Source organism: Arhodomonas aquaeolei DSM 8974, assembly GCF_000374645.1.
GTDB classification, from domain to species: Bacteria; Pseudomonadota; Gammaproteobacteria; order Nitrococcales; family Nitrococcaceae; genus Arhodomonas; species Arhodomonas aquaeolei.
Genome location: NZ_KB894811.1, coordinates 88,730 through 104,151 on the forward strand (window position 1 = coordinate 88,730; position 15,422 = coordinate 104,151).

General features: G+C 70.7%; 12 protein-coding genes. 7 read left to right on the top strand and 5 right to left on the bottom strand.

All coding sequences use genetic code 11. From position 1 onward, the window contains the following. Window positions 1-16 precede the first annotated feature (16 nt). The 5 genes from C516_RS21620 to gshB are packed head-to-tail and all read right to left on the bottom strand — an operon-like array spanning window position 17 to window position 3,821. Window positions 17-931, bottom strand: a complete 915-nt coding sequence (locus C516_RS21620; RefSeq protein WP_156831230.1) for an energy transducer TonB — start codon at window positions 929-931, stop codon at window positions 17-19. Next, the gene (locus C516_RS0112475) at window positions 918-1,472 is read right to left on the bottom strand and encodes a Gx transporter family protein (protein ID WP_018718734.1); all 555 of its coding nucleotides are present in this window, start codon (window positions 1,470-1,472) and stop codon (window positions 918-920) included. The genes C516_RS21620 and C516_RS0112475 overlap by 14 nt, the downstream gene beginning before the upstream one ends. Then, the gene (locus tag C516_RS0112480) at window positions 1,469-1,828 is read right to left on the bottom strand and encodes a NusG domain II-containing protein (RefSeq protein ID WP_018718735.1); all 360 of its coding nucleotides are present in this window, start codon (window positions 1,826-1,828) and stop codon (window positions 1,469-1,471) included. The genes C516_RS0112475 and C516_RS0112480 overlap by 4 nt, the downstream gene beginning before the upstream one ends. Next, on the bottom strand, window positions 1,825-2,871 hold the full coding sequence (locus tag C516_RS0112485; protein WP_018718736.1) for an FAD:protein FMN transferase: 1,047 nt from the start codon (window positions 2,869-2,871) through the stop codon (window positions 1,825-1,827). Before C516_RS0112485 ends, C516_RS0112480 begins: the two co-directional genes overlap by 4 nt. Beyond that, complete coding sequence (gene gshB / locus C516_RS0112490; protein WP_018718737.1) at window positions 2,871-3,821, bottom strand: glutathione synthase; 951 nt, start codon at window positions 3,819-3,821, stop codon at window positions 2,871-2,873. Before gshB ends, C516_RS0112485 begins: the two co-directional genes overlap by 1 nt. A gap of 267 nt (window positions 3,822-4,088) precedes the next feature. On the opposite strand from gshB, the gene pilG reads away from it, so the two are divergent. The 7 genes from pilG to C516_RS20575 all read left to right on the top strand — a co-directional run bounded on the left by pilG (window position 4,089) and on the right by C516_RS20575 (window position 15,420). Beyond that, window positions 4,089-4,466: a twitching motility response regulator PilG gene (gene pilG, locus C516_RS0112495; protein ID WP_040409542.1), complete on the top strand. Its 378-nt coding sequence runs from the start codon at window positions 4,089-4,091 to the stop codon at window positions 4,464-4,466. A 62-nt stretch (window positions 4,467-4,528) separates the two neighbouring features. Then, window positions 4,529-4,894, top strand: coding sequence for a response regulator (locus C516_RS0112500; protein WP_018718739.1), 366 nt, complete (start codon window positions 4,529-4,531; stop codon window positions 4,892-4,894). A gap of 7 nt (window positions 4,895-4,901) precedes the next feature. Beyond that, window positions 4,902-5,447 carry a chemotaxis protein CheW gene (locus C516_RS19465; RefSeq protein WP_018718740.1) on the top strand — a complete coding sequence of 182 codons (546 nt, stop codon included), beginning with the start codon at window positions 4,902-4,904 and terminating at the stop codon, window positions 5,445-5,447. 45 nt (window positions 5,448-5,492) lie between these two features. Then, window positions 5,493-7,568, top strand: a complete 2,076-nt coding sequence (locus C516_RS0112510) for a methyl-accepting chemotaxis protein (protein WP_026321159.1) — start codon at window positions 5,493-5,495, stop codon at window positions 7,566-7,568. 55 nt (window positions 7,569-7,623) lie between these two features. Further along, the gene (locus tag C516_RS0112515; protein ID WP_084594198.1) at window positions 7,624-8,460 is read left to right on the top strand and encodes a CheR family methyltransferase; all 837 of its coding nucleotides are present in this window, start codon (window positions 7,624-7,626) and stop codon (window positions 8,458-8,460) included. Then, a complete protein-coding gene (locus C516_RS20570) occupies window positions 8,460-14,489 on the top strand; it encodes an Hpt domain-containing protein (protein WP_018718743.1) in 6,030 nt (2,009 codons plus the stop codon). The genes C516_RS0112515 and C516_RS20570 overlap by 1 nt, the downstream gene beginning before the upstream one ends. After that, window positions 14,476-15,420, top strand: coding sequence for a chemotaxis protein CheB (locus tag C516_RS20575; protein ID WP_018718744.1), 945 nt, complete (start codon window positions 14,476-14,478; stop codon window positions 15,418-15,420). The genes C516_RS20570 and C516_RS20575 overlap by 14 nt, the downstream gene beginning before the upstream one ends. Window positions 15,421-15,422 lie beyond the last annotated feature (2 nt).

A 15,422-nucleotide genomic window follows, 5' to 3' on the forward strand; every position in this document is an offset into this window, starting at 1 on the left:
ACCCCCGGGGCCGGCGTCAGTGGGTGCTGAAGTTCTGTCCCCGGCTGAACTCCCAGGTGCGCGTGATCACCAGCAGGTCGTTGCCCTTGAGCACGCGCTCCGGTACCGGCGCGAAAGGGGCAGCGAGGTCCACGATGCGCTGTGCCGCCTGATCCAGGACCGGGTAGCGGGAGGGCTCGAGGACGTCCACGCTCACCACGCTGCCGTCGGGGCGCAGGGTGACCTCCAGGATCAGCCGGCCGCCGAGCCCGCGCCGCCGTGCCTCCTCCGGATAGTTCATGTTGCCGATGCGCTCTATCTTGTCGATCCAGCTCCGCATGTAGGCCGCGGCGGCGTGCTCCCGGGTGCTGGCACTGATGCGCCGCTTGTCCGGAAAGTCGGATGCCTCCGGCGAGCGGGCGTGTGACAACGACTCGTTGGCCGCCACCTCCCGGCTGCTGCGCAGGATATCGGTGGTGGAGAGCTGGGGTTTGGGCGTTTTCTCCGGTTTCGGCTCGGGCTTGGGCTCGGGCGGTGGTGCCTTCTCCTTGGCCTTGCCGGCGACTTCGGGCTTGTTCGGGGGCTCGGGGCTCGGCTGTGGTGTCGGCGCCGGCTCCGGCGTGGGCTGCGGTGTCGGTGTGGGCTGCGCGGGCGGTGGTGATGCCGGCGGTTTCGGCGCGGGTGGCTGTGGTGTCACTGGCTCGCGGGGGCCGGCGGACGCCTGCTCACCGCCGCCGCTGCGGTCCGCGTTGGCGATGAACTCGGGTTTCTCGGGAGGCGGCTCGGCCTTTGGTTGCTCGCGGACCAGGGCGACATCGAGCATCGGCTGTCCCGACTGAGGGCGTGGCGGCTGCCAAGTGAAGCCCACCGCGAGGAGTATGAACAGGTGCGCCCCGGCCGAGAGAAGGACCGCGAGGGTCAGTCGTTGCATGCGCGTGTCAGTCACCGCCATGGCCGTTCCCGTGCGTTGCCGTGCCGCCGTCCTCCGCGGGTATCCGCTGCAGCACCGCGCGTGCGATTATACCGTTCACCAGCCCGAACACGAGCGCCGCGGTCATCAGCCACGGCAGCAGATAGGGCAGCGCCGGATGCGGCACCAGCAGCCCCCAGGCGAGCAGGAACTGGCCGCCGGTGTGGGCACAGGCCGCCAGCGTGCTGTAGCCGATCGCGCGTGTGCCCGGGAGCAGCCGCCCCACCCCCAGGCCGAGCACGGCGGCGGTGGCGCCGGCGGCGCTGAGCAGGAACCCCGGCGAGAGGAAGGTGCCGAGTACCAGCCCCGCGGCGAATACGCGGAGGACCGCGACCCAGGCGGCAGCGCGCCAGCCATAGCGGCACACCGCGAAGACCGTGATCACGTTGGCCAGTCCCGGCTTGATCCCCGGCACCGGCGAGGGCAGCTGGGCCTCGAGGGCGTGGATCGCCGTCGCCAGGGCCGCCAGCCAGGCGATGCGCACGTCGGCGCGGGTGGCCGTGACCGTGGTCCCGCCGTTCACTGGTTGACCGCGTCCAGTCCCGGGCCGTCGCCCTCGACGGTCACCGTGACCCGGTTGGGCAGGCACACCGCCGTCTCCCCCGGGCGCGCGAGCCAGCCCGCGTGGACGCACAGCTTGCGGCGACCCGGTGAGTCGAGCACGCGGATCCGTCCGTCGCGCACGGCGATCCGGGTCTCGCCGAGGGCGCCGTGGACGGTGAGCTCGCTCTCGCCCTCCAGCGCCACGCGCCGGTGGTGGGCACCGCCCACCCAGATCTCGGCATGGGTGGCGTTGGCCGTCGATGGCGTGAGGCCGGCATGCAGTGCGGCCACCAGGATCACGGCGAGGCAGACGATCACGCCATCGGTCACGCTCATGGCGTCACCCGCTCGACCACATCGGGTGCCGGGTCTCCCTGCAGCTCGATGCGCTTGGCCATGGCGTCGGTGAGGTGCACGCCGCCCCTGCCGTCGATCAGCATCGCGGCGGCGATACCGAGCCGCCGCGCGGTGGTGACCCAGTCGCCCGGGCCGGCCACGAACAGCGCCGTCGCCGCGGCGTCGGCCAGCCCGGGGTCGTCGGCGATGACGGTAACCGAGCGGACGCCGCGGGCGGGTCGGCCGGTGGCGGGGTCGATGATGTGGTGGTAGCGCTGGCCGTCGTACTCGAAGAAGCGCTCGTAGTCCCCGGAGGTGAAGATGGACTCGCCGGCGCGCAGCGTCACACGGGCGATAAGGCCCTCGCCGCGAGGGGAGCGGATGCCGATCCGCCAGGGCCGGTCGCCGGGCGTGCCGGCCGTGGCGATGTCGCCGCCGGCGCTGACCAGAACCGCATCGGCGCCGGCGTCGCGGAACAGGGTGCGCAGGCGCCCGGCAGCCACCCCTTTGGCAAAGCCGCCGAGATCGATGCGCACTGCCGTGTGGCCCGCCTCCAGCCGGCCGTCTCCGGGGCTCAGTGCGGACAGCGACGGATGCTTGTGAACCAGGTCCGTGACGTCGCCCGCCGGGGGTGGCCGGGAGGGCAGGTCCGTGGCCTCGTCGAAGCCCCAGAGCCGGACCAGGGCGCCGAGTCCGGCGTTGAAGTGTCCGCCGCTGCGGTGTTCCAGCCGCGCCGCGCGGCTCAGCAGGGGGCGCAGGTCCCTGGGCACGGTGGCGGCCTCGCCGGCGGCGAGCCGCCGGTTGAGCCGGGCGATGCCGTCGCCGCGGTCGGGGTGCCAGCGCCCGTGCCAGGTCTCCAGGTGCCGCCGCGCGTCTGCGACGGCATCGTCGAAGCCCGGGCCGTCCAGCCCGTAGGCGGTGATGGTCACCCGCGTGCCGAAGGCGTAGAGCCGGGCCTTGCGTGGTGGCGATCCCGTGCCGCTGCAGGCCGCCAGGAGCACCGCGGCGAGCAGCGCGATCGCGGCCTGCCGCCGTATCGCCATCACCGCGGCAGCCGCGCCTCGATCCAGTCGAAGAGCTCGCCGGCGATATTCATGCCGTAGAAGCGGTCGAGCTCGCGCACGCAGGTCGGGCTGGTGAGGTTGATCTCGGTGAGGTATTCGCCGATGACGTCCAGGCCGGCGAACCAGATGCCCCGGGCCTTGAGCGCGGGAGCGACCTCGTCGACGATCCAGCGGTCGCGCTCGGTGAGCTCCACGCCCTCGCCGCGGCCGCCGGCGGCCAGGTTGCCGCGGGTCTCGCCCGCCGCCGGGACCCGCGCCAGGGCGTAGGGGACCGGCTCGCCGTCGATGACCAGGATGCGCTTGTCGCCGGCGCTGATTTCCGGGAGATAGCGCTGGGCCATGACATAGCGGGTGCCCCGCTCGGAGAGCGTCTCCAGCACCACCGAGGTGTTGGGGTCGCCCTCGTCGAGCACGAACACCGAGTCGCCGCCCATGCCGTGCAGCGGCTTGAGTACCGCGCGGCCGTGCTGGCGGATGAACGCGCGCAGCCGCTCGGCATGCATGTCCACCAGGGTCGGTGCGCAGCACTGCGGGAAGTGCGTCGCGAACAGTTTCTCCTGCGCCTCGCGCAGCGCCGCCGGGCGGTTGATCACGAGCGTACCCTCGCGCTCCGCCGCCTCCAGGATGTGGGTGGCGTAGACGAACTCGTAGTCCACCGGCGGGTCCTTGCGCATGAGGATCACGTCGAGCTCGGCCAGCGGCGCGTCGCGGCCCTCGCCGAGCTCGAACCAGTGGTGGTTGTCGTCGTGGACGGTGAGCCGGCGCTGGTGGCCGTGGGCGACGCCGTCGTCCAGCCACAGGTCGCCGAGTTCCAGGTAGGCGATCTCCCAGCCGCGGCGCTGGGCTTCGAGCAGCATCGCCAGGGTGGTGTCCTTGTAGGGTTTGATCCGGGCGATGGGATCCATCACCACGCCGATGCGCACGCTCATGCTCCGTCCCTCAGGTGTTGGCGAGTGACCGGTGCCCCGGCCCGGCACCGTGTCCGGTCGGTATCGTGTCGATACGATCACAGAAAAATCCGGCCAGACGCCGATACTGGCGCTCAGGAAAAATTCGAAAAGCGCTTCGATTGTACCGCAGTGACCCAGTCATTAAACTCGATTCCAGCGTCGTCCGGGGGCGGCGGCGCGCACAGGGCGGTATAGTGAAGCAAGGCGTCCGGTGGGGGTCCGGTGGTGGATAACGACGAGCAGGACATGACCGGCCTGAAGGTCATGGTCATCGACGACAGCAAGACGATCCGGCGCACCGCGGAGACGCTGCTGAAGAAAGAGGGCTGCGAGGTGATCACCGCCACGGACGGATTCGAGGCGCTCGCGAAGATCGCCGATCACCATCCCGACGTGATCTTCATCGATATCATGATGCCGCGCCTCGACGGGTATCAGACCTGTGCGTTGATAAAGAACAATTCCTCTTTTCGTGGAACACCGGTAATTATGCTCTCGAGCAAGGACGGTCTCTTTGATCGCGCCCGCGGCCGGATCGTCGGTTCGGAGCAGTACCTGACCAAACCGTTTACCCGGGACGAACTGCTGGGCGCCATACGCCGCCACCTTTCGCGGGCCGCGTAGTCGCGTCCGGACCCGGAAAACAACAACTGGATGCACGACGCCTGTCTTGGGGGGAACGCGCAATGACCCGCATCCTTGTGGTGGACGACTCACCAACGGAAACCCACGTGCTCAAGACCATGCTCGAGAAGCATGGCTATGAGGTCAGCGTCGCCGAGGATGGCGATCAGGGCATGGACCGGGCGCGCAACGAGCGCCCCGACGTCATCCTGATGGACATCGTCATGCCGGGGATGAACGGCTTCCAGGCTACGCGCAAGCTCTCGCGCGACCCCGACACCAGCGCCATCCCGATCGTGGTGATCAGCACCAAGGACCAGGAGACGGACCGGATCTGGGCGAAACGCCAGGGGGCGATGGACTACATCACCAAGCCGGTTACCGAGGACGAGCTGCTGGACAAGATCGGCGCCGCGCTCGGTGGCTGAAACGGCCATGCAGGCAATCGCACCCTTCCCCGAGCTGCGCCGCCTCCAGCGTCTGGGGCTGGCCTCGCAGGCGGCGCTGCCCGCGCGCGAGGAGGCCCCCAGCGAATGGGCAGGGGTCGCGTTCCGGCTCGGCTCGCGTCACCTCCTCGCGCCCATGGACGAGGTCATGGAGGTGGTGACGCCGCCGGCGCTGGCGCGTGTGCCCCACGCGCAGGGCTGGGTGCTCGGGATCGCCAACATCCGCGGCACACTGGTGCCCGTCTCCGACCTCGGTGCCTTCCTGGGCCTGGGAGCCGCGGCGGACAGCCCGGTGGCGCGGGTGCTGGTTATCGCCCAGGGTGATGCCCAGGCGGGGGTGCTCGTGGATGAGCTCTACGGCATGCGCCATCTGCCGGCGGCGGCGGAGCGGATGCCGGGCGAGGACGAGCGCGCCGCCCAGGGCGCGGCGGCGGATTACATCACCGCGGTATTCGAGCAGGCCGGCAGTCGCTGGCCGGTATTCAGCATGAGTGCATTGGCCGGGGATCCCGCCTTTCTCAGGGCGTCGGCCTAGGTCGGCGTACGGGTCGGCAAGTCTTGCCAGGAGGAAACAGCGCATATGGCTAGGGAGGACAATCGGCAGGCATCCACCGGTCTCAGACGGGTGGCCGACCTGCTCACCGTCGTCGCGGCCCTGGCGATCGTGGCCATGGTCGCCGCGTTCGCCCTCGTCGCCCACTACCGCGACATCGACCGGGCCTACATCAGCCGTGCCGAAGGCGTGCGCCTGCAATCCCAGAAGATCGCGAAGGACGCCCTCAAGGCGGCCAACGGCAAGAGCGGTGAGCTTGCCGAGCTCAAGTCCGGGCGGGAGGCACTGCAGGCGAATATCGACGACCTGGTCCAGGGCGCTGAGGCTGCCGGCCTGCCGCCTACCGCGCAGACCTCTGACGCGGCCGTCGCGGCACTCGACAAGGTCGTGCGCGTCTGGCAGCAGATGCGCGAGGAGGTCAACGCCATCCTCGATCGCAAGGAGATGCTGGCGCGTGCCAACGCGGTCGCCGAGCGCTTCCGGGTGCTGCTACCGCAGATCCAGGAGAACGCGGCCGGCCTGGCGGACGCCCTCGCCACCGGTGGCGGCAGCGCCCGCCAGGTGGCCCTGGCCGCGGAGCTCAACACACTCGCCGGGCGCATGCGTAGAGACCTCTCCGGCATGGTGCGCGGCGGCTCGGGGGGTAATACCCCTGCGGCGCCGGGGCTCGAGGAGGCTGCCGATCGCTTCGGCCGGATCCTCCAGGGTCTGAGCCAGGGCAGCGAGGCCCTCGGTGTCAGTGCCGTCACCGGCGAGCAGGCGCGCAGCCGCGTGTCCGCGATCGCCTCGGATTTCGAGCAGGTCCGCTCCAGCATCGATCAGCTCGTGTCCCAGTCGCCGGAGCTTTTCCGCGTCCGCGACGCCGCCGAGAAGATATACACGCTCTCCGAGCGGCTGTTGGCCACCGGCCAGCAACTCACCGTCGCCTACCGCGGTCTCTCCGGCTCGCGCTGGGTACAGCCGTGGATGGCGTATGCGCTGGCGGCGCTGGCGCTGGTCGTGCTGATCGCCCGTGCCCTCGTCGCCTGGCAGATCAGCCGCCAGGTGGTGGCCCGCGCGGAGGCCGAGCGTGCCGAGGTCAAGGAGGCCAACGAGCGTAACCAGCAGGCCATCCTCAACCTCCTCGACGAGATCGAGGACCTCAAGGAGGGTGATCTCACGGTCGAGGCCTCGGTGGGCGAGGAGATGACCGGCGCCATCGCCGACGCCTTTAACGACGCGACGGATGCCCTGCGCCGGCTGGTGACCACCATCAACGACACCTCGGTGCAGGTCTCCACCGCCGCCCAACAGACCCAGGCGACGGCGATGCACCTCGCCGAGGCCTCGGATCACCAGGCCCACCAGATCACCTCGGCCTCGGCGGCGATCAGCCAGATGGCGGTCTCCGTCGACCAGGTATCCCAGAACGCCGAGGAATCCGCCCGGGTCGCGCAGCAGTCCGTGGAGCTGGCCACCCGCGGCGCGGAGACGGTGAATCGCACCATCGAGCAGATGGACACCACCCGTGAGCAGATCCAGGAGACCTCCAAGCGCATCAAGCGCCTCGGCGAGTCCTCCCAGGAGATCGGCAACATCGTCGAGCTGATCAACGACATCGCCGACCAGACCAACATCCTCGCGCTCAACGCCTCTATCCAGGCGGCGATGGCCGGCGAGTCCGGCCGGGGCTTCGCGGTGGTTGCCGACGAGGTCCAGCGCCTCGCCGAGCGTTCCGGTAATGCCACCAAGCAGATCGAGGCGCTGGTCAAAACGATCCAGACCGACACCAACGAGGCGGTGATCTCCATGGAGCAGAGCACCGCCGGCGTGGTGGCGGGTGCCCGCCAGGCCGAGGAGGCCGGGGACGCGCTGCGCGAGATCGAGAACGTCTCCGAGCAGCTCGCCGGTCTGATCCAGAGCATCTCCGAGGCCTCGCGCCAGCAGGCCCATGCCGCGGCCAACGTCTCGGACACGATGAACGTCATCCAGGAGATCACCTCCCAGACCTCGGCGGGTACCAACGAGACGGCGACGTCCATCGGTAACCTTGCCGACCTCGCCAACGAGCTGCGCGAGTCCGTGGCCGGGTTCAATCTGCCCGAAGAGAATCGTACGCAGTAGGGGCGCCGGGTTGAGTGCCGCGCGAGCGCCAAGCGTCAAACCTCCCCTCGATGGCATGCCTGCCGCCGGGGGTGTGCCACGCGTCGGCGATAACGCCTTCGAGCGGTGGGCGACGTTGATCCGTGAGCGGACTGGCGTGGAGATCCCGCGTCAGCGGCACAGCTTCCTCGCCACCGGCCTCGCCCGCCGCATGCGTGCCACCGGGGTCAACGATTCCGAGGCCTACTACCAGTGGCTGAGCCGGGGGCCGGGGGCAGGGCTGGAGTGGAACGCGCTGGTGGACCAGCTCACGGTCCAGGAGACGCGCTTCTATCGGGATCCGCGGGGGCTCGCGCTTTTGCGACGGTACTGTCGCGAGCATACCCGCGGCGATGCGGGGGCGCTGCAGGTGCTGAGCGCCGGCTGCGCGACCGGCGAGGAGGCCTATACCCTGGCCCTGGTGCTGGAGGAGGCCGTTGGCGGTGGTCGCGGTTACGCCGTGACCGGCACGGACATCAGCCTGGGCGCACTGGCGCTGGCCCGCCGGGGCGAGTACCCGGCGACGCGCCTGTGGCGTTTGCCACGGGCGCTGCGCGACGACGGGGTCGAGCCGGCGGGCGAGGGGCGTTGGCGTATCGTCGAGCGCATCCGTCGCCGGGTCTGCTTCGTGCAGATGAACCTGCTGCGCGACGACCCGGTAACACTGCCGCCGCTGGATGTCGTGTACTGTCAGAACGTACTGATCTACTTCGCCCGCCGACAGCGTGAACGTCTGGTGCGGCGTCTTGCCGAGTGGCTACGGCCGGGTGGCGTGGTGATCCTCGGTGGTGGCGAATTCCCGCCGACGTCGCTGGCGGGCCTGCAACGTGTCGGCGGTGAGGACGTGCTCGCCTTCAGCAGGGAGGCCTCTTGATGGGCCGGGAGACAGGCATGGACTACAGCGTGCTCGGCTGGGTAAGCGATGAGCTCGACGCCACGCTGCAGCAGGCCGCGGAGGCGCTGGAGGAGTACGCGGAGCACGGCCGCGACGAGACCCGGCTGCAGTTCTGCGCCACGCACCTTCACCAGGTGCTGGGCATTCTCCGCATGCTCGAGCTCGACGATGCGGCCCTGTGCGCGGAGGAGATGGAGACGCTGGCAGGCGACCTGCTCGCCGGTGACGTGGCCGACGCCGGGCAGGCCCGCGAGGCCCTGATGGGGGCGATCCTCCAGCTCCGGCGCTACCTCGAGCGCCTCACCGTCAGCGGTGCCGAGACCCGCTTCCCGCTGCTTTCGGTCATCAACGAGCTCCGCGGGGCCCACGGCCAGGCCGCAGTCACCGAGGCCGCCCTGTTCACGCCCGACCTTCGAGCCGTGGATGCACGCGAGGGCGGGCCGCCGCGGGATGGCGTGGATCGGCGCGCAGAGCGCGCCCCCCGTGCCCGCGCGCTCTTTCAGCGCGGGCTGGTGGCATGGTTGCGCGGTGATGTCGCGGACGGGATCAAGCGCATGGCGCGGGCCTTGTCCGGCATGGATGAGGCGGCCCCGGACGCGCACCTGGCGGCACCCTGGTGGGTCGGGCTTGCCCTGGTCGAGGCGCTGCGCGATGGCGGGTTGGACGGCAACGATGTCCGGATCCGCGGGTTGCTGTCGCGCCTGGAGCGTGAGTTCAAGCGTCTGGCCGATCTCGGCGCCGATGCGGGGCCGCGTGCCGATCTCGTGCGGGACATGCTCTACGTCCTGGCCGGTGTCGATGACCCGGGTACGCGGGGCCGCGCCGTCCAGCAGGTCTACGACCTCGAAGGCCTGCGCGGGCGTATCGCCCGGCTGCAGTCCGAGAGCGGAGAGGGAGTGGACATCGACGCCCTGCGCACGGTCGCCGCGGTGCTGCGCGAGGATGTCGCCGCGATCAAGGACAGCCTCGACCTGCACGTGCGTGCCGGCGACGCGGATACCGAGCGCCTGCTCGAGGCCGCCGATGGCATGCGCCGCGTGAGCGATACCCTCGGCGTGCTCGGGCTGGAGAGCCAGCGCCGTGCCCTCGCCGAGCATGCGGAAACGCTGGTGAACGGCGACCCGGACGACGAGGGCATTATGGCGGTCGCCGAGGCCCTGCTGTCGGTCGAGGCCGCCCTGCGCCATTTCGCCGAGGGGCATGCCGACGACGCCGAGCCCGGCGAGGCGAGCGGTTTCCAGGCGGAGTACGAGTCCGTCCATGATCAGGCCCTCGAAGAGGCCAGGCGTGAGATGGCCCGGATCCGCGAGGCCATCGTCCGCGACCTCGAGGCCGGCCAGGGTGAGGAGGCGGAGGCGTCCCTCGCCGCCAGCTTCCATTCCCTGCAGGGCGTCGGCCGGTTTCTGTCGATGTCCCGGTTCAGTGAGCTCGTCGGGGACGCCGCGCGGGTCACCGCCGGCGTTCTCCGGACGCCGGGACCGGTGGACGACACCACCCTGGATGACATGGCCGACGCCATAACCAGTCTCGAGTACTATCTGGAAGCGGTGAGCGAGGGGCGACACGAGGTCGAGCCGATCCTGGACATGGCGGCGTCGGTGCTCGAGCGACTGGTGCCGATCTATGCCGTGGCCGAAGAGCCTGACGGGCCGGTGGAGGGCGGGGATACGGCGCCGGAAGAGGACGCTGGTGCGGACGGTGCTGCGCCGCCCGCGGATGAACAGCCCCTCCTCGATCTCGGAGACGCCGTGTTCGAGGGCGTGTCCGCGGACACGCCGGCGGAGGTGTCGGCGCCGGCGGAGCCGCCGCCGGAACTCGATTCCTCGCTGGAAACGGACGCCGAGGGGGCCGCGAATGCCGGTGCCGGCGGGGATCAGGCCGCGGCGCAGAGCGCCCCCGCGATCGATTTCGCGAGCAAGCGGGGGCGCGTCGACCATGACGTTCCCGTGCGTGCCGCGGAGCCGGATCCAGAGATCCTGGAGATCTTCATGGAGGAGGTCGGGGAGGTCCTGGAGACGCTCAACGAGTGCTTCCCGGCCTGGCGCGGCAATCCGGACGACCGCGACTCACTCCTGACGACGCGGCGGATGTTCCATACCCTCAAGGGCAGTGGTCGCCTGGCCGGTGCGTTGCTCCTCGGCGAGCTGGCGTGGTCGGTGGAGAACCTTCTCAACCGTATTCTCGACGGCAGCCGTGACGCCACGTCGCCCGTATTCGATGTGGTCGACCAGGCCATCGGTCTCGTCCCGGGGATTGCCGAGGCCACGGCCCAGGAGGGCGATGGCCCCTTCGACGAGGCCCGCGCGCTCATGGCCCGGGCGGAAGCCCTTGTGGAGGGGCGGGACGCCGCGGCGGTGCCGGAGTCTCCGGCGGAGGCGGTCCCCGAATCCGTCGAAGAGGCCACAGAGCCCACGGGCGAAGCCGATGGGGAGGGCGCAGAGAGGTCTGCGGCGCCTGCCATCGATCCGACCCTCTACGAAATCTTCCGCAAAGAGACCGATGAGCACCTCTCGGAGGTCGCCTCGGCGGCCGATTCGTCCGCGGCGGCGCGGCCGACGGAGGCCCTGGTGCGCACGGTCCATACCCTGACCGGGTCGGCCCGGATGGCGGGTGTCGACGACATCGCCAACATCGGCCGGGCCCTGGAAAACCTCGTCCGTTCGCGTCTCGGTGAGCACCGCTCTCTGGATGATGACGACCGCAACCTGCTGCGACGCGGTGTGACGACCATCCGCGAGGTCCTGGTGAGCCTCGGCGAAGGGGAGGTCCCGCCGGAGGCGGGCGGGCTGATCGACGAGATCGCCGAGCGGGGACGCGATACCGGGGACGGACCGTCGCTGGAGGAGATCAGCGATCGCGCCCGGGTGGTCTCCATGCCGTTCCCGGTGGCCCGGCCCGAACCCCGGGGCACCGCCATGCCCACGGATGCCGACGCGGCGCCTGCATATCCCGCCGCGCGCCCCGAGCCATGGGGTGCGGCGATGCCGCGGGGTCACGAGGAGGCGGTGACGCCGCCGGTCGCGGGCACCGATACCCTCCCGCCGGTTACCGATGCCCCCGACGTGCCCGAGGTCCCGGAGGTCCCGGAGGTCTCGGAGGTCTCGGAGGTCTCGGAGGTCTCGGAGGTCTCGGAGAGCGCGGAGAGCGCGGAGAGCGCGGAGAGCGCGGAGAGCGCGGAGAGCGCGGAGGAGACACCGCCGGCGGCCGACGAGCTGGATCCGGAGCTGGTCGGTATCTTCCTCGACGAGGCCGCGGACCTGCTTGCCGAGCTGGAGGCGGCCCTGGGGGGCTGGAACGACGCCGCCGACCCGCCGGCACGGCTGCACTCGGTGCAGCGTACACTCCACACCCTCAAGGGCGGTGCCCGGCTGGCCGGATTCAGGGCCATCGGCGACCTCTGCCATGCGACGGAGACGCTGGCCAGCGCCGCCGCCGCCGGGAATATCCCGGCCGACGATCGTTTCCTCGGTCTGCTGCGCAGTGCCGTCGACGAGCTCGACGACCTGGTCGACCGGGCCGGCCATGGCGAACAGCCGCAGCCCGACCCGGACCTTGTCGAGCGCTTGCGCTCCCCCGGTGCTGCGGGGGCGACCCCGGCGGATGCCGGTGACGATGACGCTACAGAGCTCCGGGATATCTTCCTGGAGGAGGCGGCGGAGCTGCTCGACGCCCTGGAACGCACCGCCGCGGCATGGCGGGCGGAGCCGGCCTCGGCCGAGCATCGTCAGGCACTGGCGCGGGCCCTGCACACCCTCAAGGGCGGTGCCCGGACCACGGGCATGACCGCCGTCGCCGATCTCGCCCACGACCTGGAGACGCTGGTGCGCTCGGCGGGTGAGGAGCCTGACGACGCGCACCAGGACCTGCTCGAGACCGGCCTTGAGACGTTGCTCGCCCAGCGCGACGCCGTCGCCGCCGGGCAGACGCCCGAGGATGCCACGGTGGTCCGTGAGCAGATCGCCGGCTACCGGGGCGACAGCGCCGAGGGCGGGGACGAGTCGGACTCCTTGGCCGGCGAGAGCGGTGAGGCCGTGCCAGCCGCGGAGTCCGGAACGGCCCCCGCCGAGGCCCCGCAGCGCCCCGCCGCGGCACCGGCGACGCGCAGCGACGTCGTCCGCGTGAGCGCCGAGGTGCTCGACGAGCTGGTCAACCATGCCGGCGAGGTGAATATCTATCGGGCGCGGCTGGACCAGCAGGCCGGTGCGGTGAATTTCAACCTCCAGGAGCTGGAGCAGACCGTCACCCGGCTGCGCGAGCAGCTGCGCTCGCTGGAGATAGAGACCGAGAGCCACATCCGCTTCGGCTTCGAACGCGATGCCGGTCCCGCGCAGCCCACGGGCGACAGCGAGGCCCCGCCGGAGGCGGGCGGACCGGAGGAGGCCCCCGGTGAGACCGCGAACGACGGCGGAGCCGATTTCGATCCGCTGGAGCTGGACCGCTTCAGCCGCATGCAGGAGCTCTCCCGGGCCCTGTCCGAGAGCGTCAACGACCTCTCCAGCATCCAGACCACGCTGCAGACCCTCAACCGCGAGAGCGAGACCCTGCTGCTTCAGCAGTCCCGGGTGAACACCGAGCTCCAGGACGGGCTGATGCGCACGCGCATGGTGCCGTTCGTCAACCTCGTGCCCCGGCTACGGCGGATCGTGCGTCAGGCAGGCCGGGAGCTCGGTCGCCAGGTGGAGCTGCAGGTCCGTGGCGGTGAGGGCGAGATGGACCGGAGCGTGCTCGAGCGTATGGTCCCGCCGCTGGAGCACATGCTGCGCAACGCGGTGGCCCATGGCATCGAGCCGCCGGAGCAGCGCCGCCGGGAGGGCAAGCCCGAGGCCGGGACGATCACCATCGAGGTCGCCCGCGAGGGCGCGGACGTGGTGCTGTGGCTCGGCGACGACGGTGGCGGCATGAATCTGGAGGCGATCTCCCGCCGGGCCGTCGAGAAGGGCCTTATGACCGAGGGCGCCGCGCTGACCCAGCGGGAGATCATGCAGTTCGTGCTGGAGCCGGGCTTCAGCACCGCCTCGCGGGTCACCCAGGTGGCCGGCCGCGGTGTCGGGCTGGATGTCGCCAACGCGGAGATCCGCCAGCTCGGTGGGAGCCTGGAGATCGACTCGCGCGAGGGCGAGGGTACCCGCTTCACCGTACGCCTGCCGTTCACGCTGGCGCTCAACCAGGGGCTGCTCTGCCAGGTTGGTGATGAGACATACGCCATCCCGCTGTCGAGCATCGTCGGCGTGGTTCGTGCCGAGCGCTCCTTCCTCGCCGGTGCCCTCGCGAGCGACGAGCCCGTTTACTACGAGTACGCCGGCGCCCAATACGAGGTGGTGAGTCTCGGGGGGCTGCTCGGCGCCGGCACCGGCGTACCCGATGAGGGCCGTGCGCTAGCCCCGCTGGTGCTGGTGCGTGCCGGCGAGCACGCCGTGGCGCTGCAGGTGGACACCCTGCTCGGTAGTCGCGACATCGTGGTCAAATCCCCGGGACCGCAGGTGAGCACCATCCCGGGCATCTTCGGTGCGACCATACTTGCCGACGGACGCGTGGTGCTGATCCTCGATGTCGGTGCGCTGATGCGCTACCGCGGCCGGTTCCTGGAGGGCGAGACCCAGCGCTCCGCACCCGCACCCCGTCGCGAGCGGGCGCTGGTCATGGTGGTTGATGACTCGATTACCATGCGCAAGGTCGCCACGAGGCTGCTCGAGCGCAACGGTATGGAGGTGATAACCGCCAAGGACGGTCTGGATGCCGTCGCCCGGCTGCAGGAGCAGACGCCGGACGCGGTGCTGCTGGACATCGAGATGCCGCGTATGGACGGCTACGAGTTCGCTGCGCACATGCGCAACCAGCCCGAAACGCGGGAGACACCGATCATCATGATCACCTCCCGCACCGGCGAGAAACACCGCCAGCGTGCCATGGACACCGGCGTTGATCGCTACCTGGGCAAGCCCTATCAGGAGACGGAACTGCTCGAGGCGCTCCAGGAGCTGCTGGAGACCGGGCGTGCCCCCGTGTGACGCAGCGATCGGCGTGATTGCCGTCGGCGAGCGCCGCCGGTGCCTGTGCCGCGGTCTCGAGGCCCGGGGGCTGGCTCCGGTCTACGGCGTCGGCCTCGACACGGCGGCCGGCGGCATTGGGCTCGATGGGGTCGGCTGCCTGGTGGTGGACCTGGCCCATGTCGGTGACGAACCTGCCCCGGTGCTGGATGCCCTGCTCGCGGCGTGGGCGGGTGGCATCGTGTTCGCCGACGCATCGCGCCTGGACGAGCGCGAGCTCGGGCGGATCGCGGTGAAGGTGCGTGGCTATATGCACCCGGCCGCGGCGCCGCAGCAGGGACCGGCACCGGTGGTCGTGCTGGCGGCCTCCAGCGGCGGACCGCCGGCGTTGCGGCGGTTCTTCGCCGCACTACAGGGGCCACCGCCGGCGACCCTGGTGGTCGCCCAGCATATCGGTGGGGGGTTCACCACCGAGCTCGCCCGCCAGCTTGGCCGGGTGGCCGGTTTTCCCGTTGCCGAGGCCCGGCCCGGCGACGCGCTTACGGCGGGCCGGGCATGGGTCTGCCCGGTGGATCGCGCGTTCGTGCTCGACCAGTCAGGGCGGCTGACGGAGGCAGGCGACGCAGCCCCGCCGTCGCGTGTGCTGCTTCGGCCCTGCATCGATGACGTCGCGACGGAGGTCGCCGTGCGCTTCGGCGCCGATACGGCGATGATCGTATTCACGGGCATGGGAGAAGACGGCGCCGAAGGCGCGCGGGCGATAGATGCCGTCGGCGGTTCGGTGTGGGCCCAGAGCGTGGACAGCGCAGTCGTCGCCAGCATGCCGGATGCCGCGGCCGCAAGGGTGAGGGTACGTGGGCGCGCGACGCCGGAGGGGTTGGCCTCGGCGCTGACGGAGTGGCTCGCCGGGGCGGTCCCGGCAGTCGGACTGGAACACGAGGGATCGGGCTGAAT

What these genes read in the sequence shown, in the direction of transcription:
- C516_RS19465 (WP_018718740.1), top strand. Translation starts at nt 4,902, where the DNA reads ATGCAGGCAATCGCACCCTTCCCCGAGCTGCGCCGCCTCCAGCGTCTG.
- gshB (WP_018718737.1), bottom strand. Translation starts at nt 3,821, where the DNA reads ATGAGCGTGCGCATCGGCGTGGTGATGGATCCCATCGCCCGGATCAAA.
- pilG (WP_040409542.1), top strand. Translation starts at nt 4,089, where the DNA reads ATGACCGGCCTGAAGGTCATGGTCATCGACGACAGCAAGACGATCCGG.
- C516_RS0112480 (WP_018718735.1), bottom strand. Translation starts at nt 1,828, where the DNA reads ATGAGCGTGACCGATGGCGTGATCGTCTGCCTCGCCGTGATCCTGGTG.
- C516_RS0112500 (WP_018718739.1), top strand. Translation starts at nt 4,529, where the DNA reads ATGACCCGCATCCTTGTGGTGGACGACTCACCAACGGAAACCCACGTG.
- C516_RS0112485 (WP_018718736.1), bottom strand. Translation starts at nt 2,871, where the DNA reads ATGGCGATACGGCGGCAGGCCGCGATCGCGCTGCTCGCCGCGGTGCTC.
- C516_RS20570 (WP_018718743.1), top strand. Translation starts at nt 8,460, where the DNA reads ATGGGCCGGGAGACAGGCATGGACTACAGCGTGCTCGGCTGGGTAAGC.
- C516_RS0112510 (WP_026321159.1), top strand. Translation starts at nt 5,493, where the DNA reads ATGGCTAGGGAGGACAATCGGCAGGCATCCACCGGTCTCAGACGGGTG.
- C516_RS21620 (WP_156831230.1), bottom strand. Translation starts at nt 931, where the DNA reads ATGGCGGTGACTGACACGCGCATGCAACGACTGACCCTCGCGGTCCTT.
- C516_RS0112515 (WP_084594198.1), top strand. Translation starts at nt 7,624, where the DNA reads ATGCCTGCCGCCGGGGGTGTGCCACGCGTCGGCGATAACGCCTTCGAG.